The organism is Labrenzia sp. C1B70, assembly GCF_000475395.1.
Taxonomy (GTDB): Bacteria; Pseudomonadota; Alphaproteobacteria; order Rhizobiales; family Stappiaceae; genus Roseibium; species Roseibium algicola.
Genome location: NZ_AXCE01000006.1, coordinates 267,421 through 288,397 on the forward strand (window position 1 = coordinate 267,421; position 20,977 = coordinate 288,397).

A 20,977-nucleotide genomic window follows, 5' to 3' on the forward strand; every position below is an offset into this window, starting at 1 on the left:
GTCGAGGAATTAGAATGCACCCCTACCGTAGTCACACATGCGGTGACCTCCGTCTGTCCGACGAAGGCCAGACTATCCGTCTTTCCGGCTGGGTCCACAGGGTCCGCGATCATGGCGGGGTGCTGTTCATCGATCTGCGCGATCACTACGGTGTCACCCAGTGCGTGGTCGACCCCGACTCTGCGGCCTTCAAACTGGCCGAAACCGTGCGTTCCGAATGGTGTATCCGCATCGACGGCAACGTGAAGAAGCGCACCGACGAAACCATCAACGCCGAACTTCCGACCGGTGACATTGAAGTCTTCATCCGCGAGATGGAAATCCTGGGTGCGGCGAAGGAACTGCCGCTGCCGGTCTTCGGTGATCTGGACTATCCGGAAGAAGTTCGTCTGAAGTACCGTTTCCTGGATCTGCGCCGCGAGAAGCTGCACCAGAACATGATCCTGCGCTCCAATGTGGTGCGCGATCTGCGTGACCGCATGTGGAACATCGGCTTCAACGAATTCCAGACGCCGATCATCACGGCCTCTTCCCCTGAGGGCGCGCGTGACTTCCTGGTTCCCTCTCGTCTGCACCCCGGCAAGTTCTACGCCCTGCCGCAGGCACCACAGCAGTTCAAGCAGCTGCTGATGGTCTCCGGCTTCGACAAGTACTTCCAGATTGCGCCGTGTTTCCGCGATGAAGACCCGCGTGCCGATCGTTCACCGACCGACTTCTACCAGCTCGACATGGAAATGTCCTTCGTCACCCAGCAGGACGTGTTCGATACCATTGAGCCGGTGATTGCAGGCTGCTTCGAGCGTTTCGGCAACGGCCGTCCGGTCAACCGCGACTGGCCGCAGATTTCCTACAAGGATTCAGCGCTCTGGTACGGCACCGACAAGCCGGACCTCAGAAACCCGATCAAGATGGAAATCGTCTCCGAGCATTTTGCAGGATCCGGTTTTGCAATCTTTGCCAAGCTGCTGGAGCAGCCGGGCACCGAGATCCGCGCTATCCCGGCACCGAAGGGTGGAAGCCGCAAGTTCTGCGACCGCATGAACAAGTTCGCCCAGGAGCAGGGCCTGCCGGGTATGGGGTACATCTTCTGGCGCAAGGCTGAAGACGGTTCCATGGAAGCTGCCGGTCCGCTGGCCAAGAACATTGGTCCGGAACGCACCGAAGCGATCCGCACCCAGCTGGGTCTCGACGTCGGTGATGCGGCCTTCTTCCTTGGTGGCAAGCCGAAGCAGTTCGAGCCGGTCGCAGGCAAGGCCCGTGTCATCATCGGCGAAGAGCTCGGCCATACCGACAAGGACCGGTTCGAATTTGCCTGGATCGTGGATTTCCCGATCTACGAGCGCGACGAGGAAACCGGCGAGATCGATTTCGAACACAACCCGTTCTCCATGCCTCAGGGCGGAATGGAAGCTTTGGAAGGCGATCCTCTGGAAGTTCGCGGTTATCAGTACGATCTGGCCTGCAACGGTCACGAGCTGGTTTCCGGCGCGATCCGGAACCACAAGCCGGAGATCATGTACAAGGCTTTCGAAATTGCCGGCTATCCGGCTGAGGAAGTCGACAAGCGCTTCGGCGGCATGGTCAATGCATTCCAGTATGGCGCTCCTCCGCATGGCGGCTGCGCGGCCGGCATCGACCGCATGGTCATGCTGATGGCTGATGAAGCCAACATCCGTGAAGTCATGCTCTTCCCGATGAACCAGAAGGCGGAAGACCTGATGATGGGCGCACCGAGCGAAGCGACATCGGCTCAGCTTCGCGATCTGCATTTGCGTCTGAACTTGCCGGACGCCTGATAACAACCTACTTGCGGGTAACCGTTAAATAGGGATAACCCTCTGCAACAGAGGCTTGAGGCCGGCCTAGCCGGCCTCAGTCATGCTAAGCTTAGCGAGTTTTTGGAAAGGCGGCTTACAGTGCTCAACCCTGCAAAATGGGAGATCTGGAACGATCCGGATGGCACGGTCCAAGTCATCAAGCGCCTGTTGAGTGAAAATCTCCGGGCCTACATACCACGCTACATGGTGGCCTTCGTTTTCATGGGCATGGTAGCGGCGACGACCGCCGCAAGTGCCTGGATCATGAAGGATGTCATCAACGAGGTGTTCATCAACCGCGACAAGACGATGATCTATGTCATCGCCGGAGCGGTCATCTGCATATTCACCCTCAAGGGTGCTTCGACCTACGGTCAGATGGTCGTTCTCTCAAGGGTAGGCAACGCGATTGTTGCCGACCTTCAGAACCGCTTGTTCAAGCGGCTCACCATGCAGGACCAGGCCTACTACGACCGGATGTCCCTGCCGGAACTGGGCATTCGCGTGAACACGGGTGCCGGCAGTGCCCGTTCGGTCATCGACATGATCGTGCTCAGCCTTGGCCGGGATATTCTGACCCTGATCGGTCTCGTCGGCGTGATGATTGTCCAGGATCCCCTGATGAGCCTTCTCGCACTGGTGATTATGCCGCCGATCGTCGTCGGTGTCAGTTTTCTGGTCAAGCGGGTGAAGACCTACGCCAAGCGGCAGGTGGTTTCGAACGCCAAGATCGGCTCGACCCTGCAGGAAACCGTGCTGGGTATTCGCATCGTCAAGGCTTTCCGAATGGAGCAGACGATGCAGCAGCGGATGGCGACATCCGTCTCTGAAGTCGAGCGCCAGTCCAACAAGATTGCGGCGCTAACGGCGCGGACATCCCCGCTGATGGAATCCCTCGGCGGGTTCGCGATCGCACTGGTTATCTTCTACGGTGGATATTCGGTGGTGGAACTGGGCAAGGATCCCGGTGCGTTCTTCGCGTTCATCACCGCCTTGTTGCTTGCATACGATCCGGCGCGCCGTCTGGCCCGCCTGAATGTCAATCTCAGCAAGGCACTGGTCGGCGTTCGTCTGATGTACGAATTGATCGACGAGCAGCCGGACCTGGAGCAGGTCGAAAATGCACCGGACCTCAAGGTTGATAGCGGGCAGATCGAACTGAAGGACGTCAAGTTCTCCTATGGCGAAGGTGCTGCCCTGAACGGGCTGACCTTGATGGCTGAGGGCGGCAAGACAACGGCACTGGTTGGTGCATCCGGCGCCGGGAAATCAACGGTCTTTGCCTTGATCGAGCGTTTCTACGATCCGCAGCAAGGTACGATCTGCGTTGACGGCCAGCCGATCAAATCGGTGACGATGGGTTCCCTGCGCCGTAACATTGCCTACGTCAGTCAGGACTCCTACCTCTTCAACATCAGCATCCGCGACAACATCGCAATCGGCAGGCCCGATGCGACGCAGGAAGAGATCGAGGCGGCGGCAAAGGCGGCAAACGCTCATGACTTCATCCTCGAATTGCCTGAAGGCTACAACACATTGGCAGGCGACGGTGGCGGCCGGTTGTCCGGCGGTCAGCGTCAGCGGGTTGCCATCGCGCGCGCCATGCTGCTTGATGCGCCGATCCTGTTGCTGGACGAGGCGACCTCCGCTCTCGACGCGGAATCCGAGGCCAAGATCCAGTCCGCGCTCGAAACACTGATGGAAGGCCGCACGACGCTTGTGATCGCCCACCGGCTCAGCACGGTTCGCCACGCGCACAAGATACTCGTTCTGGACAGGGGGCGCGTCCTTGAAAGTGGCACGCATGACGAATTGTTCGAGCACGACGGCATATATCGGCGCTTGTGCGAACTGCAGTTCCAGAGCCGGAACGAGGCAGCCGAGTAAGCCTGCATTCTTGAACGCACAAACAAGAAAAGCCCGGACAAGGTCCGGGCTTTTTGCTGTTTGAAGGCAGAGTTACTGGTTGGCGGTGATGCCGACCGAAAGGATCTGCGGGATCATCTGGGGCGCGAACATCGCCGTTCCCATGATCTGGGACAGGGGAACCGGCGCGCCAGGTGCCGCCGTCAGTTCCAGCGAGCCTGGTGTGTTCAGGAACTGGGTCACAGCCTGAGCGACCTTGCCTTCCAGTTCCTTGTTCTGCAGCATGCCAAGCATCATCGGCAGCGTGCCGGTGAGGCCAGCTACATAGGTTGGCGTGTCAACACCGGCCTTTTTCGATTCCTGATCCAGAACGCGTCCGGTCAAAGAGGCGTCGTCCAGCCGGATCTTGGCATTTTCGATGGTCACGTTCTGCAGAAGCGCCATCGCTTCTTCCGGCTTCTCCGACTTTTCGTTGAGCTGGGTGACCACTTCCCGGGTAACCCCGCCCATGGAGAAGGAAAGCGACAGGCTGGCGGCTTCCTTGGCATCGATCTTGAGTTCCGGCACCACAAGCGTGGCTGCTTCCGGATCCCATTTGCCTGACCCGGCAACATCAACAGTCAGGGTTTCATAACCGAGATCCGTGAGGGACTTGGTTTCTTTCGATTCCAGTTCCTTCACATCAATCGTGGCGCCGGTCACGGCGAAACTGCCGGCCGTCGGAAGATCGCCGTCCATGGCATCGATCGAAGAGGAGATTTTTACGATGTCGGCAATCTGGTTGTCTTCATCGCGGATCTGGATGCTGTTGGCTTCAAACGTCTTGTAGCCGGGCCCGACCGGCGGCGTATCGGACGCAGCTTCTTCCGGCGTGGGCAAGAGAAGTTCCGTAACCTTGAGGTCTGCCAGCGACATGCCGCCGTCCTCGGCCGTGAGCTGAAGGTTGCTCATGTCGAGACTTGCCAGTTTGAGCCGGCCGTCAGCCTGGATTTCGCCGCCCGTCAGAACGGTGGAAGCGATGGTGACGCTTGCGCCTTCCTCGTCTTCCTTGCTGATGACGATGTCGCTGAGCGTGACGGCGCCACCTGCTTCGTCAACCGAACCATAGCTCTCGACGGTGCCTTTTTCAGCGTCCAGCAGCGACAGGAACGCATCGGCAATCTCGTTCCCGGACGGATCGAAGGCAAGAGCCGGAGAGGCTTGTAGAGCGAGCAGACTGACAGCGGCTGTCAGACCGGCTGCGATCCGGGGCGAACGGGAAAACATCATTGAAAATCTCCACGAAATAGAGGTGGTCCCACTCTGGGGTAAGTTCCACAGTGTGGCAAGGCGAAAGCCGGTTGAAGCAATAGCCGGGCTTATTCGAACAAAATATGTCCTGCGTCACACTTTCCCCGGTTGAAACGCGAAGGCCTTGTCGCCAGTGCTTTACCGGGGTTGATTGTGTCAGGCAGCTGCCTTTTCCAGGAAGGTGCTGTTGGCGCGTTCGATGTCTTCCAGTGTCGGCAGGCTGGCTTCGTTGCCCAGGTGCTGGATCGCATGGGTCGAGGCACCACGTGCAAAGCGGAAGTGCTGGTCCCAGCTTCTTTCCGGCCATTGCAGGTAGGATGCAACATAGGCGCCGTGGAACACATCGCCAGCTCCATTGGAATCGACCACTTTCGACAAGGGTACATTCAGGGCCGGCATAACCTTGTCCGGACCGCCGGCTTCGTACCAGACCATGCCTTCGTCGCCGAGCGTGACTGCGCCGACGGGACAGTTCTTGGTACGCAAATACGCCAGGGTCTCGCCGGTCGACATGCCAAGCTGCTGGCAGAACCGTTCGGAAACGACCGCAATGTCGATCTGGTTCAAAAGCTCGTCCGTGTTCTCGCGCACCGCACCTCCGTCGAGAGACGTCAGAATGCCGAGGTTCTTGCATGTGGTCGCATAGTGGAGGGCTGCATCCGGCATGTGGCCATCCAGATGCAATGCCTTCATGCCGGTAAGCGTGAGGGGAGGGAAAGGATGCAGGAATTCGTTGTCGCGGCAGCGCACGATGGCACGCTTGCCTCCCTTCGGCATGATGAAGGAGAGCGAACTCTCGCGCACCTTGCGCCCGTGAATGGAAATGCCGTAGGCCGCGGCCATGTCCAGGAACATCCGCGCCAGCCAGTCATCCGCCTGCGAACATAACAGTTCCGGCTTGCCACCCAGTTTGGCGCAGCAGAACGCTGCTGTTACGGCATTGCCGCCGAAACTGATCGCGTAATCCCGGGCAATCGTCTTTTCGTCGCCCGTCGGCAGCTGGTCGGTCAAAAACGTAACGTCGATATAGGCTTGTCCAATAAACAATGCCTGCATGTAACCCTCCCGAAGTCCGGCTTTTTCTCGTCTGTCCTGCAGCTAACACGGCAATGAGGCAGGTCGCTTTGATCTGAATGAAACTGCTGAATCTTCAGTCCTTGTTTACCCAGATCAGCCATGGTCAGAAAGAGTTTATTCACGAACAGGCCTGCGACTTGTCTTTCCGCTATGTTGGTTTTGTAAAAACGGTGCTGATCGCCCTTGCGCTGGCGACTGCTCCGCTTTTTGCGATCAATGTCATCCTCAACCAATATGCGGAACGCCGCGCTGTCGTCGAAATGGAAGCCATGGGAAATGTGGCCATCCATCGCGCCGAAGAGGCAATTTCCACGACCGTCTCCCTGCTGCAGCGACTGGACCGAGACGACGTGCAAACCTGTAGCGCCGAAGACCGTGGCATTTACGAAAAACAGATCGTCGAGCACGGCATGATCGACGCCATCGGGCTGGCGGACGCGGCAGGTCAACGCATGTGCATCATTCCGGATCGAGATCTGGCCGGGAAGGTCGTTCTTCCTCCGATGCGCGAAGACGGCCCGCTGGTCGGTATCGGCATGCTGGACCGCAACTACCTCGGGGCTCGCGCAGCGGTGATCAGTTGGGATCTCAAGGACCAGACCCGTCTGTTCGCGGAAGTGACGCCCGCCGTCATTGCCATCGACCCCGGCCCGGAATATCTGCGCTCCTATCGCAGAGCCGAACTGCGCCTCGGCAACAATCTGCTCTGGTACAGTATCGGCGGCTATAACTCCGAGGCGACCGATCCTTCGCAAATCCTGTCTGTCGAGGTCTCCTCGCAGCTCTATCCGCTGGTCGCGACGATCACCGCGCCGATTTCGGCCGCCGGTAATGTCGTGCAGGATCTGAAGGTCGTTGCGGCCGCCGCCTGTGCCGGCATTGCACTTCTGTTCGTTGCCATCGGCGTCTGGTTGTCCTGGCGTCCGGAGCGGGAGGCCGACGACGAATTCATCGCCGCGATCCGCAATGGCGAATTCATCCCCTACTATCAGCCTGTCATGGACATCGAGAGTGGCCGGTTGCGCGGCTGCGAGATCCTGATGCGCTGGCGCCGTCCAAACGGCATGATCGTTTCGCCGGGCCAGTTTATGGCTTATGCCGAAAACAATGGCCATATCTTCGACATGACCCGCCACATGATGCGCGTGTCGTCGGAGGAAATCGGCGACCTTTATGGCGATAACCCGGACCTGAAGCTGTCGATCAACCTTTTCGCGGGACACTTCCTGGATCGCGAAATCATTTCCGACATCCGTTCGATCTTCGAAAAGTCCCGGATTTCCTTCCAGCAGATCGTCGTGGAAGTGACCGAACGCCATCCACTGGAAGATATGGAACTCGCCCGCAAGATCATCGCGGAACTGCAGGCCCTGGGTGTGCGTGTGGCGCTGGACGACGTTGGCACCGGCCACGGCGGCATGGCTTACCTGCAGAAGCTGGGCGTCGATATCATCAAGATCGACAAGATGTTCATCGATACCATCGGGTCGGATGACAACTCGACGACCATCGTCGATTCCATGGTCGAACTGGCCGACAATCTGGGCATGGGCATCATTGCCGAAGGTGTCGAGATGGAAGAGCAGATCGACCGGTTGCTTGAGCTTGGCGTTACCGCTGCCCAGGGGTACTTCTTCGCAGCCCCCATGCCAGCCGATGAATTCATCGCCTTTGCAGAACGTACCGATGAAGAAGCCAATGAGCGTTCGCGGCTTGCAGCGGAAGCTGCCGCCGCAGAACAGGCGGCAAACGAAGCTGCAATGCGCAAGAACGCTGCAGCCTGATCCGAACTCCCGGCTGGCTCCTGTTTTTTACCTGGATCGATCTCGAAAAAAATCAGGTTCTGTCGGTTGGCACAGGCTCTTGCCCGTGCCAGTTTTTGGGGTGTCCGGCTGCCTGGACACGCTTCGAGTGAGTGCTGGATGAAAAAGCTGGCGGATTTATGCCAGCGTGCCACTTGTCTGTACCGGCTGGACGGTATAAATAGCGCGAAACTGTACTGACTGGACGGTATAGAAATGGCCGCGCGTTCGACACGCAACTCGCATGAATCAAAATCGGAAATACTGAAGGCTGCACTCGAAGTCGTGAGACGCTCGGGAGCGCAAAGCCTCACCATGGATGCCGTGGCCGAGGAAAGCGGCTTTTCGAAAGGTGGGGTGCTCTATAATTTTCCCACCAAGGACGCGCTGATTACAGGCATGGTGGAATTCCTTGCGGGCCAGTTCGAAGCCGAAGTGTCCGCTGCGCGGGAGCGGAACCTTTCTTCCGAATGCCCGACCTTGAGCGCCATGATCGAAGTCACCGAAGGCTGGCTGAGTGAGCAGCGGGATCTTGCGCAGGCCATGCTGGCCACGAAAGCAGACCGTCCCGACCTGAGTGAACCCTTCATGGGCGTGAAATCCCGTATGAAGGCGGCCATCGAAGCCGAACTTTCCGACCGCGGCAAAGCCTGGGCAATCTGGGCGTGCCTGGAAGGTCTGCATTTCTCCGAGGCGCATTGCGTCACGATTTTCACAGATGAAGAACGCGCGCTGGTTTTTCAGGAGCTGCGCAAGCGTCTGACCCAACTCCAAGACTAGAACGGAAGACCAAATGCTGGCACTTCACAAAGCCCCAATCCGCCGTTGGGTCGCCCTCCTGTTTGCTGCGGGGATGCTCGCAGCCTGCCAGGAAGACGCAGTTGATCCGGTTTCCGAAGCAGAAGCAAAGCTTCACGCCGCGCCGAGACCTGCGAAGATCTTTACGGTGACAGACCAGATAGGTCTGCTGGAGCGGCGGTTCGCGGGCCGGGTTGCGGCGGTAAAGACCGTCGACCTGTCCTTTCAGGTGCCGGGCAAGCTTGTGGCGCTTCCGGTTCTGGAGAGCCAGCGCGTGAAAGAGGGCGACCTGATCGCCACGCTGGACACGACTGACTACGACCGTGCCGTCCGCGAGGCGACGATCAATGCCGAGCAGGCAAAGAGGGAACTCGACCGGCTGGAAACCCTGCGCGAACGCTCCGTGATCTCACAGTCCGCCTACGACGAGCAGAAGAACAAGCACGACCTTGCGCTTGAGACGTTGAAGGAAGCCAAGCAGAACCTCGAATACACCACGTTGAAAGCACCTTTCGACGGGATCGTCTCAGTACGACTGGTCGACAATTTCACCACGGTCAGTGTCGGCACACCGGTTGTGCGGCTTCACGATGTGTCGGAAGTGCAGGTGGACATCAACGTTGCCGAGGCGCTGTTCGGACGGGTATCTGAGTCTGAAGTGGCCTCGATCGAGGCAAGGTTCCCGGCCTATGGCGACAAGCTGTTTCCGCTGACCTACCGCGAGCATTCCAGCCAGGTCGACGATGTGGCGCAAACCTATCGTATCACCCTTGCCATGCCTCGCGACGGCGCTGAGCAGCTGTCACCCGGCATGACGGCTTCTGTCACCGTGAAGTTTCTGCCGGAAGGTCTGGAACTGGGAGAACAGTTCCTGGTGCCCTCAAGTGCAATTGCAGTCGACGGTGATGGCAGCGCCTACGTCTGGAAATTCGATGCCGACACGGGCGCCGTGTCCAAGAACCCGGTCGAAATCGGCACGGTCATGGGCGACTTCATTCCGGTCCGCTCCGGCCTGGAAAAAGGCGATGACATCGTTTCCGCCGGCGTCGCCTATCTCAGCGACGGCCAGGTCGTACGGCGTTTGAACTGATCCGGTTCCGGACAGGCAAGAGGATCAGAAACCTTGGATATTGCACGCTACTCCATTCAAAAGCCGGTCAACACCTGGATGATCGTGATCATGTCGCTTCTGGGCGGGCTCTGGGGCCTCTCCACTGTGGGGCGGTTGGAAGATCCTGCGTTCACCATCAAGCAGGCTCAGGTGATCACCAGCTATCCAGGCGCAACTGCGGCTGAAGTCGAAAACGAAATTACCGAAAACCTCGAAACGGCCATCCAGCAGATGCCGCAACTGGATCTGATCACATCCGTGTCGGAGCCCGGCTTGTCGCGCATCAGCGTCGAAATCAAGCCGACCTACGACGGCGAGGAATTGCCTCAGGTCTGGGACGAATTGCGGCGCAAGGTCAATGACGAGGTCCGGAACCTGCCGACAGGGGCGGGAACGCCGCTGGTCTATGACGATTTCGGCGATGTTTATGGCCTTTTCTACGCCTTCACTGCCGACGGTTATACCAACCGGGACATTCGCGACACGGTCAAGCGTATCCGGCGCGAACTCCTGACGGTTCCCGGGGTCGGCAAGGTGGAAGTTGCCGGCGAACCGCAGGATGTCATCTACCTGAATGTCAATCAGGACAAGATGGCCGGGCTCGGCATCACCTTCACCGACGTGATCGGTGTGCTGGATGCGGAAAACCGTATTCAGACCAACGGGTCGGGTGTTTCAGGTGACAAACGCATTCGCCTCATGACGGCTTCCGCCTTTGACGACTTCCGCGGCATTCAGGATCTCGTCATCGGCAGGGCAGGGTCGACGGCAATGATCCGCCTGTCCGACATTGCGACGCTGGAGTTGGGCGAGCCGGAGAAGCCGGACAGGTTGATACGCCATGATGGCCACGCGGCAGTGACGATCGGCGTGTCTCAGGTCGATGGCACCAATATTGTCGAAGTCGGCGAACGGGTGATCGAGAAGCTTGCCGCCGTCGAAGCGCAACTGCCGGTCGGCATGCAGATCCATCCCATCTACGAGCAGAATATCGTGGTCGATGAATCCGTAAACGGCTTCATCATGAACCTTGCGGCCTCCGTCGTGATCGTGATCGGTGTTCTGGCGCTGTTCATGGGGTGGCGCGCGGCAATCGTGGTCGGCACTGTGCTTCTGTTGACCGTGATGGCAACCGTTCTGTTCATGCGCATCTTCGCCATCGAGATGGAGCGCATCTCGCTCGGTGCGCTTATCATTGCCATGGGCATGCTGGTGGACAACGCCATCGTGGTTGCGGAAGGCATGATGATCAACATGCAGCGTGGCCAGAAGGCGATCGAGGCGGCCAGCCGCGTCGTCGCTCAGACCATGTGGCCCCTGCTGGGGGCAACCGTCATCGGTATCATGGCATTTTCCGGCATCGGCCTGTCGCCGGATGCTACCGGTGAGTTTCTGTTCTCGTTGTTTGCCGTGATCGGAATATCGCTGCTGTTGTCGTGGGTCTTCGCGATCACTGTGACCCCGCTGTTCGGCAAGTACTTCTTCAGAACCGCCACCGGCAATCTGGACGATCATGACCCTTACAAGGGCATTCTCTACAAGGCCTATCGCGGGATTCTGATCGGTTCCCTGCATGTCCGGCTGCTGACCGTTGCCGCCCTTGTCGGGATAACGGTTGTCTGTGTCATGGCCTTCGGCAACGTGAAGCAGGCCTTCTTTCCGGACAGCAACACACCGATCTTCTATGTCCATTACTGGTCACCCCAGGGAACCGATATCCGGTCGACCGAGGCGGACCTGAAGGAGATGGAGAAAATCGTCCTCACGGATGAGCGGGTGGCAACCGTCACAAGCTTTGCGGGCGGTGGTGCAACGCGTTTCATGCTGACCTACGCACCGGAAGACGCCAACCCGGCCTATGGCCACATGATCATCCGAACACATGATCGTGAAGAGATCGACATGCTGGCGCTTGAGTTGAGGGAGAAGTTCGCAGAACGTTTCCCGTCTGCTCAGATCATCACCAAGCGCCTGGTGTTCGGTCCCGGTGGCGGTGCCAAGATCGAGGCACGGTTCTCCGGTCCGGATGCCGATGAGCTCAAGCGGCTCGGCAACGAGGCGCAGGCGATCTTCGCGATGTCTGACAACAAGCTTGCAGACGTCAACACAAACTGGCGCCAGCGCGAACTTGTCGTGCGGCCGATCTTCGATGAAGACCGCGCCCGAATTTCCGGCGTGACCCGCGAGGAGCTGTCGGTCGCCCTGCAATTTTCGACTGAAGGCATTCGTGTCGGCTCCTACCGAGATGTCGACGAGAGCATTCCGATTGTCGCCCGCAAGGCCGAGCAGAACGGCATCTCCGTCAACGAGAGCGTGTCGGACTCCCTGGTCCTGAGCAGCAATGAACGCCGCTATGTGCCGATCGAGCAGGTTGTGCGGGAATTCGTGATGGAGCCTCAGGATACGCTCATCCATCGCCGTGATCGCGTGCGTACGCTTACGGTGAAGGCTGAGACGACTGCGGGCGAAACCGCGACTGCTGCTCTTGCAAGGGTCCGTCCGCAAATCGAGGCCATCGAGCTGCCGCCGGGCTATGCGCTGGAGTGGGGCGGTGAATATGAAAGCACCAACGATGCGCAGGAATCTCTGGGTGCGCAGCTGCCGCTCGGTTTCCTGGTCATGCTGATCATCTCGATCCTGCTGTTCGGCTCCGTGCGTCAGCCGCTGATCATCTGGCTGATGGTGCCCATGTCGATCAATGGTGTTGCGATTGCCTTGCTGGCCACGGACACGGCCTTCGGCTTCATGTCGCTGCTGGGCTTCCTGTCGCTTTCCGGCATGTTGATCAAGAATGCCATCGTGCTTCTGGAAGAGATCGATCTTCTGATTGGCGAGGGCAGGGACAAATACCAGGCAATCATCGATGCCAGCGTCTCGCGTATGCGGCCAGTGATGCTGGCGGCGATTACCACCATCCTCGGCATGGCACCGCTTCTGTCGGATGCCTTCTTCCGAGGCATGGCAGTGACGATCATGGGTGGTCTGGCGTTTGCCACCGTGCTGACCCTGATTGCCGCACCCGTGCTCTATGCCCTGTTCTTCCGGGTTCGCCCGCCGAAGAAGGACAAGACGAAGGCGGAGCCGTCAGTCCCTGCGGATGCTGTTCCGGCCAAGTAACCCCAGACGCGGTCACTCACAAACTTGAAAGGCGGCCTTCGAGCCGCCTTTTGTCTTTCTCTCAAATGACATCCCAACGCCAACCAACACCGGGCCCCCATGGCTTGATCATGGGACCAACCCGTCACGCCAAGGAGTGCAGGAAACACGGAAATGCCGTTCCGGTTTTCGCTATGGCCTCCAGAGCCATCTAGTCTCGTGATATCAATATCTTGTCGACGTATCCGGACTCATTTTCTCAGTCTGCCTTTCAGCCGCGACTGAGTTTCATGTGCCGGTTGACATCCTTGTAGAGCAGATAGCGGAACTTGCCTGGCCCGCCGGCATAACAGGCTTGCGGGCAGAAGGCGCGCAGCCACATGTAGTCACCGGCTTCAACCTCGACCCAGTCCTGATTGAGCCTGTAGACGGCTTTGCCCTCCAGCACGTAAAGCCCGTGCTCCATCACATGGGTTTCGGCAAACGGGATAACGGCACCCGGTTCGAAGGTGACGATGGTCACATGCATGTCATGACGCAGGTCTTCCGGAGCGACGAAACGGGTGGTTGCCCACTTGCCGTCCGTCCCCGGCATTTCGGTCGGCTTGATCTGTTTTTCGTTCGTTACGAATGCATCCGGGGCAGCCAGTCCCTCGACTGCTTCATAGGCTTTCCGGATCCAGTGAAACCGGACTGGAGCATCGGCCGAATTTTCGACCGTCCAGGCACAACCGGCCGGTAGATAGGCGTATCCGCCGTCTTCCAGTACGTACACAGTTCCTTCGATTGTCAGTGTCAGTTTTCCTTGCACCACGAAGAGAACGGCTTCTGCATCGGCGTCCTGCTCCGGGTTCTTGCTGCCACCGCCCGGCTGCACTTCCATGATGTATTGGGAGAAGGTCTCTGCAAATCCGGAGAGAGGGCGTGACAGCACCCAAAGCCGGGTCTTTTCCCAGAACGGCAGATAACTGGTGACGATGTCACGCATCGTTCCCTTCGGGATGACGGCATAAGCCTCCGTGAAGACGGCCCGGTCGGTCAGCAGCTGGGTTTGTGGCGGGTGACCGCCGCTTGGAGAGTAGTAGGGCGATGAGGTCATGCGGGTTTCCCTGAACCGTTGCCGAAACACTGTTTCGAGCCGAATTAGAAAGCGCGGCTTACGGTAAGGCAACGAAAAAGAAAACCCGCCCGCGAGGCCTGCGGGCGGGATGTCCAGCTGGATGGTCAGCGTGGTCCGGATGGCGGAAATCCGGTTGGGGCCGGGAACCCGTCCTCTTTTCGGGACGTGGTTCTAACGTGCCGAGACCATCTCGCGCTGGACTGTGCTCCTTGCGGTCTTGACGTTGTCGAGCACCTTGGGGCAGGCGGCGCCCGACGTCTGTTTCTCGCGCAGGAACGAAGCCATGCGAGCATCGATATCCTTCAGGCGGGACTGTCTGGAAGGCATGCGCTGCAGGGCCGCAAAGGGTGAAAAGAATGGCAGGAACGGATTCATTCAAAACCTCCCGATTGGCGTTGTGTTGTCGGTCAATAGACCAGCTGAGAGGAGCTCAGATTGGTCTCGATCCGGGTAATCTCATCCCGTAACCGAAGCTTGAATTTCTTCAACGACCGTATGTGCTGCGTATCCGGATAAGGGTGCATTTCCTCTCTGCGGATCAGGGAATCCAGGGTGTTGTGCTGGCTGCGCAGCGACTTCAGTCTGTTGTACATCGCCTGCTCCTCTTTCGTGGGCTGTGTCTTCGACACCCTTGATATGGATACGAGGAGGGAATAGATGAAATACATTGTTTCAATTGAATTGATAGAAATTTTCTATCATTCAGGGAGGCGACATGCGGTTTCGGCCATCGTCACGGCAGCTGGAGTATTTCGTTGCACTTGCAGAAACCTTGCACTTCGGCAGGGCTGCCTCTCGCTGCCACGTCTCGCAGCCGACGCTTTCAGCGCAATTCAAGCTGCTTGAAGAGCAACTTGGCTGCACCTTGCTGGAGCGCGGCAGTGGGGGGATCAGCCTGACGGCCTCCGGTGAGCGCCTGCTGCCGCTTGCACGGCGTACCCTCGAAAATCTCGACGAAATCGTGACTGTCGCCCAGGCAGGGCAATCCAATCTCGGCGGTCTGATCCGCCTTGGGGTCTCGCCCACATTCGGGCCGTATTTCATGCCCTACCTTTTGCCAATCCTGAAACGTGAATTTCCGCTTCTTGAGCTCTACATCCGTGAAGACAGGCCCAATCTCCTGGAAGAGGGACTGATGTCCGGTGCGCTCGACTGCATTCTGACACCGGATTTTGCGTCATCGGATCAGTGGACGGCACAGGTGCTGTGCCGGGAAAGCGTTTCACTTGCCGTGCCGAAGTCGCACCCCTTGGCTGGTGTCGATGTGATCCCGGTGGATATGTTGCGCGGCGAGAAGCTGCTTGCACTCGGTCAGGGGTTTCGCCTCCACAACGATGTTCAGGCATTGGCACATGCCGCGGGTGCGGACTTTCGGCAGGACTATGAAGGCACAAGCCTTGATGCCTTGCGCCAGATGGCTTCGATCGGCATGGGACTGGCACTCTTTCCCGCCGCATACATTGCGTCCGAGTTCGGAAAGGAGCCGGATCTTCTGTTGAAGAAGATCGAGGGCTTGCCGATGCGCCGGACGATGCATCTCGTCTGGCGATGCGGGTCTTCCCGAACCACCCATTTCGAAAACCTGCTGTCCCTTGCGCTCCAGGCGGTGAACAGCATGAAAGTTGAGGGTGTCGAGCCGGCCTGAAAGAGGCTCACAAAGGTAATTGGAAGCGTAAAGCCGTAAAGCAGAATGGATGGTCCCCCGTGCCACGTAATCCTCCCCATATTGCCGGTCCGCTAAAAACGTGCCAGCCTCGGAGGTACCGGCGGAGGAGGAGAGCCCCATGCCTGAAATTTCAAGCGACCGCGATTGCCAGACCGTCATTACCACTTTCGAAATGACACCGGGCACATGCTACGACCTTCTGGACGAACTGAAGGACGCCTACGAGAATTTCATTAGCCATCAGCCGGGCTTCATTGGTGCCGGGCTGCATGTCAACGATGCTCAAACCCGTATCGCCAATTATTCGCAGTGGCGGCGACGGGAGGATTTCCTGGCCATGTTGCGTTCACCGGAAATGCGTGAGCGCAACCGGCGTATCAGTTCATTGTGCAAGTGTTTCGAACCGGTGATGTACGACGTCGTGGACGCCTACGACTGACCTCACCTTCATGACAGAAATCGTGATGGCGCCGGTCATGAACGACCGACGTTGCACATTGCTCCGGGCTCCTGGAACAGGGACCGGAGGTTCCTTGCGACCTCCCGCATTTCTCGGAAACTTCCATGTCCTACCAGATTGTCGATTGCCGCTCGTTTGGTGCTGACCAGCTGTGCGAGGCCTTGAACACTGCTTTCTCGGATTACGTCACGCCACTGCATCTGAGCGAGAAGGATTTCCGTGAGTTTCAGCGCCAGCGCGGGTTTTCGGCAGAGCATTCCTTCGTTGCGATGGCAGGGGAAGAGATTGCAGCCTTCTGGTTTTCGAGCTTGCCGAACTCCAGTTATGGCGACAGGGCCTATACGTTGTCCGTCGGGACCAGTCCTGCGCATCGTCGCAAAGGCTTGTCGAGAAAGCTCCTTGCTGCGGTCCTCGAAATGCAGCTTGAGGTCGGTGCGAAAGGCCTGCAGCTTGAGGTCATCACGACAAACGAAAAGGCGGTTGCTGCTTATGAAGCCTTTGGCTTTCGCCGCGAAAGGACACTTGGTGTCTTTCGGCTCGTGAACAGCATGGCACTCAAGGCGCAGGTCGGAGTGTGGGTGCCCGAGCGGATCGGGTTGAACGATCTTCCCGATGATACCAGCCTCTATTTCGATACCTTGCCGACCCCCCAGAACAGTATTGCCGGGCTTCGTGGTTTGAGCCCGGATATCCATCTTCTGGCTGTTCGTCAGGACGATGAAATTCTGGGGTGGGGGGCGAGTTTTGCCGATGGCGCGGTCGCGCAGATCGCCGTTCACAAGAACCATCGTCGCAAAGGCATTGGCCGAGCCTTGTTGCAGGGGCTGATGGAGGCCTTGGGCGGATCCGAACTACGGTTTGTCAACGTCGACACCGCTGCGCAAAGCGCCAACGCATTCCTGCGCCTGTCAGGTGCGGAAGAGCTGCTCCAACAATACGAAATGCGGCTTGATTGCTAAGTGCACACCAAGGTTCAGGTCTCTTGGTCGATCTTGCGGAATGGTGCGTGTTCGGCCAGCGCCTCGTTCTCGCGTTCGACGGCAAGGCGTTCGTGTTCCAGAAAATCGGCGACAGCCTGATGTAGCCCTTCATGCGCGATCCAGTGGGCGGAATAGGTGGTGGTCGGCAGATAGCCGCGCGCCAGCTTGTGGGCGCCTTGAGCGCCGGCTTCAACGCGCTTCAACTTGTTGGCGATGGCAAAGTCGATCGCCTGGTAGTAGCAGAGTTCGAAATGCAGGAACGGATGGTGCTCGGTGCAGCCCCAATGACGCCCGAACAAGGTGTGCGAGCCGATGAAGTTGAGGGCACCGGCAATGTATTGGCCATGCCGTTTGGCAAGAACCAGCAAGGTGCGGTCAGCCAGCCTCTCATTGATCAGTGAATAGAATTTCCGGTTCAGATAGGGGCGGCCCCACTTCCGTGAACCCGTGTCCATGTAGAATTTGTAGAAGGCGTCCCAATGGGCCTCGGTCAGATCGGACCCGGTAACCCATTCCACCTCAATGCCCTCAGCGCTCAGGGCTTCGCGCCGCTCTTTCTTGACGGCCTTGCGCTTGCGCGACGCCAGATCTGCCAGAAAGCCATCGAAATTGTCGTAACCGTGGTTTTCCCAGTGAAACTGCTGATCGGTCCGTTGCAGATATCCTAGTTCACCCAGACTGTCCCATTCTGGTTTGGTCAGGAAAGTGGCATGCACGGATGAAGCCCCGGAGCGCTGACATACCTGTACCAGACCGGCGGCAAGCGCTTGCAGGCCCGCTTCACGGTTGACACCGGCACCTGTCAGAAACCGGCGTCCGGTTGCCGGCGTGAAGGGCACGCTGATCTGAAGTTTCGGATAATAGTCACCGCCTGCACGGTAGAAGGCGTCGGCCCAACCGTGGTCGAACACATATTCGCCTTGCGAATGACTCTTGAGATAAGCCGGCACGGCACCGAGGACCTCGCCGCCGCTATCTTCCAGCACCATGTGTCTGGGTAGCCAGCCTGTCGCTTCCGTTGCACATCCGGAAGCCTCTAGAGCCTCCAGAAAAGCGTGGGACAGAAACGGGTTGAAATCGATGTCCTCACCGGCAAATTCGGAACTGCCGCCAAGTGCCCCGGAAAGCTCTGCCAGCGCCTCGCATTTCGGGTCTTTCTTCAAGAGCCCCCGTCCGGAAAGCTGCCAGCCTGGATTGGCCACCTGATCCCAGTTGGAGGCAGTGACATCCTTCAAGGAAGACAGGATTCGCAAGGTCGCTGTCTGTCCGCCGTCATCTGTAGCCGGGGAGTTGCCGTCCGTGGACCGGGAGGAGGTCATGCGTCAGAAGAAACCAAAGATTGAAACCATACTCTTGATGTAGCGCTGGCATTTTGCAGTGCAAGAGGTTGATGTCGTGTAATGGTTATTTCTACAGGGAACGGGCTGCGCTCCTGTCCGGGTCAAAGCCCTCGAAAACGATCTGGTCTGCGTAGCGATCGGCCTTTTCACGTTGTTCGGTGGTCCTCACCGTCCAGGACATCAGCGGCACCTTGAACACAGAGCGCAGCAGACTGGGTCCGGCCTTTGGCAGGTCCTTGACACCGTAGGAGATGAAATGCGGGCGCGTGCGCGGTGCATGCAGGATATGGCGCAGGATGAACCGGTCGACACGGCTGTAGCGGGCATAGTCAGGTCCGGGCTCGGCGCCGTCGGCGACGATACCGCGCAGCACCGAGGCGTTGCGTGCCTTTGCTATGGACAACATGTCCGGATCGAATGACTTGATGCATGCAGGGCCCTTGTAGCCCGCCACCTGGTCCGTCACGTGCCGGACAAAGTCCATTTGCGCATCACGGCGCATCAACGACTTGATCTCGACCACCAGCGGGACGCGGCCGTCGACAAGATCGAACAGATCCTTCAGGAGCCAGAGCTTGTCTGTGCCGGTCTTCATGTGAATGCTGGTGAGCTCGGATGCGGCCAGATCGATAACCCTGCCGGTCCCCTCCGCAAGGCGCTCCAGCGTGTAGTCATGGAACACCAGAGCTTCGCCGTCTGCCGTTTCCTGAACATCCACCTCGATCGCGAAATTCTTGTCGATCGCATGCTGAATTGCGGTAGGCGTATTCTCAATGACGCCGTTGTCGGCATCGTGATAACCCCGATGGGCGATCGGGCGGGCGAAGATGGCTTCGAGTTCCGGTGTCATGGCGGGGGCTCGTCAGGAAGGAAAATGCCTCACCGGCCGGTGTGGCTTCGGGAAGAGTGTGGGGGAGGCCAGGCTCCCCGCAAGCAGTCAGTCTTCGATTTCGAAAATCGCTTCGATCTCGACAGCAGCACCGAAGGGCAGGGACGCGGCGCTGACGGCGGAGCGCGCATGGCGGCCCTTTTCGCCCATCGCTTCCACCAGGAAGTCGGAAGCGCCGTTGATGACCTGCGGCTGGTCGACGAATTCGGCCGTGGAGTTCACGAAGCCGACGATCTTCACCAGTCGGGCAACCTTGTCGAGATTTCCGGTGGCAGCCTTAGCCTGGGCAAGCAGGTTGATGGCGCACAGCTTGGCAGCGGCCTTGCCTTCGTCGATGCCCAGACCGTCACCCAGCTTGCCGGAGATCTGAAGCTTGCCGCCTGCCATCGGCAACTGGCCGGAAACGAACAGCTGATTGCCGGTCTGCAGGAAAGGCACATAGTTGGCCGCGGGTGCCGCCGCTTCCGGAAGGGTGATGCCAAGTTCGTTCAGCCGGGCTTCGATCGCGCTGCTCATGGGGGTCTCCAAGTTTGAGAGCTTTCGGCGTGTCTTGGCGTAATTCGTCACAGGTGACAAGGTCAAAATGGGGTGTGTACGGTAAAAGGAAACTGTGGAGGAGCTTGGTTTCGATTGCCACGGTCACCACTTGAGAAGGACGATTTGTGAAATAACAGTCCAGCGGGGCTTGGGGCATGGCTGCACATTCGCGGTGGCGGAATGTGCAGTTTGCCGCATAATGTGTGGAACCGGTCCAGGTGGCGTTTCCACCAGGACGAGAATGAGGTTTTTTTGATGCAATGCGTTCCGAAGTCAGTGTCCTCGACCGTTGGTGCGATCGTTTTGGCCGCCGCAGCTTTTGCGGTGTCTGGCGTGACCGACGCCGATGCGAGCGGCACTGCCGGCTTTAAACTCGTGCCCCATCGCGCCGTTTACGACATGAACCTGGGAGACAGTGAGGAGCAAGCCGGGATCGCGGGCCTCAACGGACGCATGGTCTACGATTTCTCCGGAAGCGCCTGCGAGGGCTACAGCGTAAACTTCCGCTTTGTCACCGAGTTCCAGAATACCGACGGTGGTTCACAGATCACTGATCTGCAGACGACTTCCTTCGAAGAGCCACGCGCCGAGAGCTACCAGTTCCTCTCCAAGACCTTTGTCGATCAGAAATTGGTCGAAGCGACCCGTGGAACGGCACGGAGCGGAAAGAAAGCACGTACTGTCGAACTGAAGGAACCTTCGGAAAAATCGCTGGAGATTGGCCGGGAAGTGCTGTTTCCGACGGAGCATCTTCTGACGATCATGAAGTCGGCCGAGGCGGGTGTCCATTTTGTTGCAGCCGACATCTATGACGGCGCCGAAACCGGGGAAAAGGTTTATGCCACGACAACGGTGATCGGTGCCAAAGCCGTCAACGACGCAAAAACCGATGCTGACCACGTGGATGCTCCGCTGTCCGGCAAGGGCTACTGGCCCGTTACCGTCGCCTACTTCGACCCGAGTGCCGAAGACGCAAGTGGAGAACTTCTGCCAGTCTATCAGCTGTCATTCTGGCTGTATGAAAACGGCATCAGCGGACACCTGAAGCTCGACTACGGCGATTTCACCATCCAAGGCAAGATGGCATCGCTGGAGCTTTACGATGAGACCGAGTGCCCGCAGCAGTAA

18 protein-coding genes are annotated in these 20,977 nt (G+C 58.4%); 10 read left to right on the plus strand and 8 right to left on the minus strand.

Annotated features, from left to right (window positions below; translation table 11 throughout):
- Window positions 1-14 precede the first annotated feature (14 nt).
- Together aspS and Q666_RS42985 are read left to right on the plus strand one after the other, a co-directional pair.
- Window positions 15-1,796, plus strand: a complete 1,782-nt coding sequence (gene aspS, locus Q666_RS42980; RefSeq protein WP_023004026.1) for an aspartate--tRNA ligase — start codon at window positions 15-17, stop codon at window positions 1,794-1,796.
- A 120-nt stretch (window positions 1,797-1,916) separates the two neighbouring features.
- The gene (locus Q666_RS42985) at window positions 1,917-3,704 is read left to right on the plus strand and encodes an ABC transporter ATP-binding protein (RefSeq protein ID WP_023004027.1); all 1,788 of its coding nucleotides are present in this window, start codon (window positions 1,917-1,919) and stop codon (window positions 3,702-3,704) included.
- A 72-nt stretch (window positions 3,705-3,776) separates the two neighbouring features.
- Here Q666_RS42985 and Q666_RS42990 read toward each other — a convergent pair whose 3' ends face one another.
- The gene (locus Q666_RS42990; protein WP_023004028.1) at window positions 3,777-4,952 is read right to left on the minus strand and encodes a hypothetical protein; all 1,176 of its coding nucleotides are present in this window, start codon (window positions 4,950-4,952) and stop codon (window positions 3,777-3,779) included.
- A 177-nt stretch (window positions 4,953-5,129) separates the two neighbouring features.
- On the minus strand, window positions 5,130-6,029 hold the full coding sequence (locus Q666_RS42995) for a sugar kinase (RefSeq protein ID WP_023004029.1): 900 nt from the start codon (window positions 6,027-6,029) through the stop codon (window positions 5,130-5,132).
- A 77-nt stretch (window positions 6,030-6,106) separates the two neighbouring features.
- Here Q666_RS42995 and Q666_RS43000 point away from each other — a divergent pair, with 77 nt between their 5' ends.
- The 4 genes from Q666_RS43000 to Q666_RS43015 all read left to right on the plus strand — a co-directional run bounded on the left by Q666_RS43000 (window position 6,107) and on the right by Q666_RS43015 (window position 12,878).
- The gene (locus tag Q666_RS43000) at window positions 6,107-7,834 is read left to right on the plus strand and encodes an EAL domain-containing protein (RefSeq protein WP_023004030.1); all 1,728 of its coding nucleotides are present in this window, start codon (window positions 6,107-6,109) and stop codon (window positions 7,832-7,834) included.
- 234 nt (window positions 7,835-8,068) lie between these two features.
- The gene (locus Q666_RS43005) at window positions 8,069-8,632 is read left to right on the plus strand and encodes a TetR/AcrR family transcriptional regulator (RefSeq protein WP_023004031.1); all 564 of its coding nucleotides are present in this window, start codon (window positions 8,069-8,071) and stop codon (window positions 8,630-8,632) included.
- A gap of 13 nt (window positions 8,633-8,645) precedes the next feature.
- Complete coding sequence (locus Q666_RS43010) at window positions 8,646-9,740, plus strand: efflux RND transporter periplasmic adaptor subunit (RefSeq protein WP_023004032.1); 1,095 nt, start codon at window positions 8,646-8,648, stop codon at window positions 9,738-9,740.
- Between the two features lie 33 nt (window positions 9,741-9,773).
- Window positions 9,774-12,878: an efflux RND transporter permease subunit gene (locus Q666_RS43015; RefSeq protein ID WP_023004033.1), complete on the plus strand. Its 3,105-nt coding sequence runs from the start codon at window positions 9,774-9,776 to the stop codon at window positions 12,876-12,878.
- Between the two features lie 250 nt (window positions 12,879-13,128).
- Here the strand turns inward: Q666_RS43015 and Q666_RS43020 are convergent, their stop codons facing one another.
- From Q666_RS43020 to Q666_RS0133015, 3 genes are all read right to left on the minus strand, one after another.
- Entirely contained in the window at window positions 13,129-13,956 is an 828-nt protein-coding gene (locus Q666_RS43020; RefSeq protein WP_023004034.1) for a bifunctional allantoicase/(S)-ureidoglycine aminohydrolase, read from the minus strand.
- A gap of 192 nt (window positions 13,957-14,148) precedes the next feature.
- Window positions 14,149-14,352: a hypothetical protein gene (locus tag Q666_RS43025; RefSeq protein ID WP_023004035.1), complete on the minus strand. Its 204-nt coding sequence runs from the start codon at window positions 14,350-14,352 to the stop codon at window positions 14,149-14,151.
- A gap of 32 nt (window positions 14,353-14,384) precedes the next feature.
- The gene (locus tag Q666_RS0133015; protein WP_031270751.1) at window positions 14,385-14,570 is read right to left on the minus strand and encodes a YdcH family protein; all 186 of its coding nucleotides are present in this window, start codon (window positions 14,568-14,570) and stop codon (window positions 14,385-14,387) included.
- Between the two features lie 122 nt (window positions 14,571-14,692).
- Between Q666_RS0133015 and Q666_RS43030 the strand changes: the two genes are divergently transcribed.
- From Q666_RS43030 to Q666_RS43040, 3 genes are all read left to right on the plus strand, one after another.
- Complete coding sequence (locus Q666_RS43030) at window positions 14,693-15,622, plus strand: LysR substrate-binding domain-containing protein (RefSeq protein ID WP_023004037.1); 930 nt, start codon at window positions 14,693-14,695, stop codon at window positions 15,620-15,622.
- A gap of 139 nt (window positions 15,623-15,761) precedes the next feature.
- Window positions 15,762-16,082 (plus strand): antibiotic biosynthesis monooxygenase family protein, encoded by a 321-nt coding sequence (locus Q666_RS43035; protein ID WP_023004038.1) that lies wholly within the window; start codon window positions 15,762-15,764, stop codon window positions 16,080-16,082.
- A gap of 125 nt (window positions 16,083-16,207) precedes the next feature.
- Complete coding sequence (locus Q666_RS43040) at window positions 16,208-17,062, plus strand: GNAT family N-acetyltransferase (protein WP_023004039.1); 855 nt, start codon at window positions 16,208-16,210, stop codon at window positions 17,060-17,062.
- Between the two features lie 14 nt (window positions 17,063-17,076).
- Here the strand turns inward: Q666_RS43040 and Q666_RS43045 are convergent, their stop codons facing one another.
- From Q666_RS43045 to Q666_RS43055, 3 genes are all read right to left on the minus strand, one after another.
- Complete coding sequence (locus tag Q666_RS43045) at window positions 17,077-18,402, minus strand: GNAT family N-acetyltransferase (RefSeq protein ID WP_023004040.1); 1,326 nt, start codon at window positions 18,400-18,402, stop codon at window positions 17,077-17,079.
- Between the two features lie 91 nt (window positions 18,403-18,493).
- Window positions 18,494-19,273, minus strand: coding sequence for a glycerophosphodiester phosphodiesterase family protein (locus Q666_RS43050; protein ID WP_023004041.1), 780 nt, complete (start codon window positions 19,271-19,273; stop codon window positions 18,494-18,496).
- Window positions 19,274-19,360: 87 nt separating this feature from the next.
- A complete protein-coding gene (locus tag Q666_RS43055) occupies window positions 19,361-19,828 on the minus strand; it encodes a RidA family protein (protein WP_023004042.1) in 468 nt (155 codons plus the stop codon).
- 276 nt (window positions 19,829-20,104) lie between these two features.
- Between Q666_RS43055 and Q666_RS43060 the strand changes: the two genes are divergently transcribed.
- Complete coding sequence (locus Q666_RS43060; RefSeq protein ID WP_023004043.1) at window positions 20,105-20,977, plus strand: cell envelope integrity EipB family protein; 873 nt, start codon at window positions 20,105-20,107, stop codon at window positions 20,975-20,977.

Bases quoted from the DNA above. Each gene is read 5' to 3' on its own strand.
- aspS (WP_023004026.1), top strand. From the start codon at position 15: ATGCACCCCTACCGTAGTCACACATGCGGTGACCTCCGTCTGTCCGAC.
- Q666_RS42990 (WP_023004028.1), bottom strand. From the start codon at position 4,952: ATGATGTTTTCCCGTTCGCCCCGGATCGCAGCCGGTCTGACAGCCGCT.
- Q666_RS42995 (WP_023004029.1), bottom strand. From the start codon at position 6,029: ATGCAGGCATTGTTTATTGGACAAGCCTATATCGACGTTACGTTTTTG.
- Q666_RS43000 (WP_023004030.1), top strand. From the start codon at position 6,107: ATGAAACTGCTGAATCTTCAGTCCTTGTTTACCCAGATCAGCCATGGT.
- Q666_RS43005 (WP_023004031.1), top strand. From the start codon at position 8,069: ATGGCCGCGCGTTCGACACGCAACTCGCATGAATCAAAATCGGAAATA.
- Q666_RS43010 (WP_023004032.1), top strand. From the start codon at position 8,646: ATGCTGGCACTTCACAAAGCCCCAATCCGCCGTTGGGTCGCCCTCCTG.
- Q666_RS43020 (WP_023004034.1), bottom strand. From the start codon at position 13,956: ATGACCTCATCGCCCTACTACTCTCCAAGCGGCGGTCACCCGCCACAA.
- Q666_RS43025 (WP_023004035.1), bottom strand. From the start codon at position 14,352: ATGAATCCGTTCCTGCCATTCTTTTCACCCTTTGCGGCCCTGCAGCGC.
- Q666_RS0133015 (WP_031270751.1), bottom strand. From the start codon at position 14,570: ATGTACAACAGACTGAAGTCGCTGCGCAGCCAGCACAACACCCTGGAT.
- Q666_RS43030 (WP_023004037.1), top strand. From the start codon at position 14,693: ATGCGGTTTCGGCCATCGTCACGGCAGCTGGAGTATTTCGTTGCACTT.
- Q666_RS43035 (WP_023004038.1), top strand. From the start codon at position 15,762: ATGCCTGAAATTTCAAGCGACCGCGATTGCCAGACCGTCATTACCACT.
- Q666_RS43040 (WP_023004039.1), top strand. From the start codon at position 16,208: ATGTCCTACCAGATTGTCGATTGCCGCTCGTTTGGTGCTGACCAGCTG.
- Q666_RS43045 (WP_023004040.1), bottom strand. From the start codon at position 18,402: ATGACCTCCTCCCGGTCCACGGACGGCAACTCCCCGGCTACAGATGAC.
- Q666_RS43050 (WP_023004041.1), bottom strand. From the start codon at position 19,273: ATGACACCGGAACTCGAAGCCATCTTCGCCCGCCCGATCGCCCATCGG.
- Q666_RS43055 (WP_023004042.1), bottom strand. From the start codon at position 19,828: ATGAGCAGCGCGATCGAAGCCCGGCTGAACGAACTTGGCATCACCCTT.
- Q666_RS43060 (WP_023004043.1), top strand. From the start codon at position 20,105: ATGCAATGCGTTCCGAAGTCAGTGTCCTCGACCGTTGGTGCGATCGTT.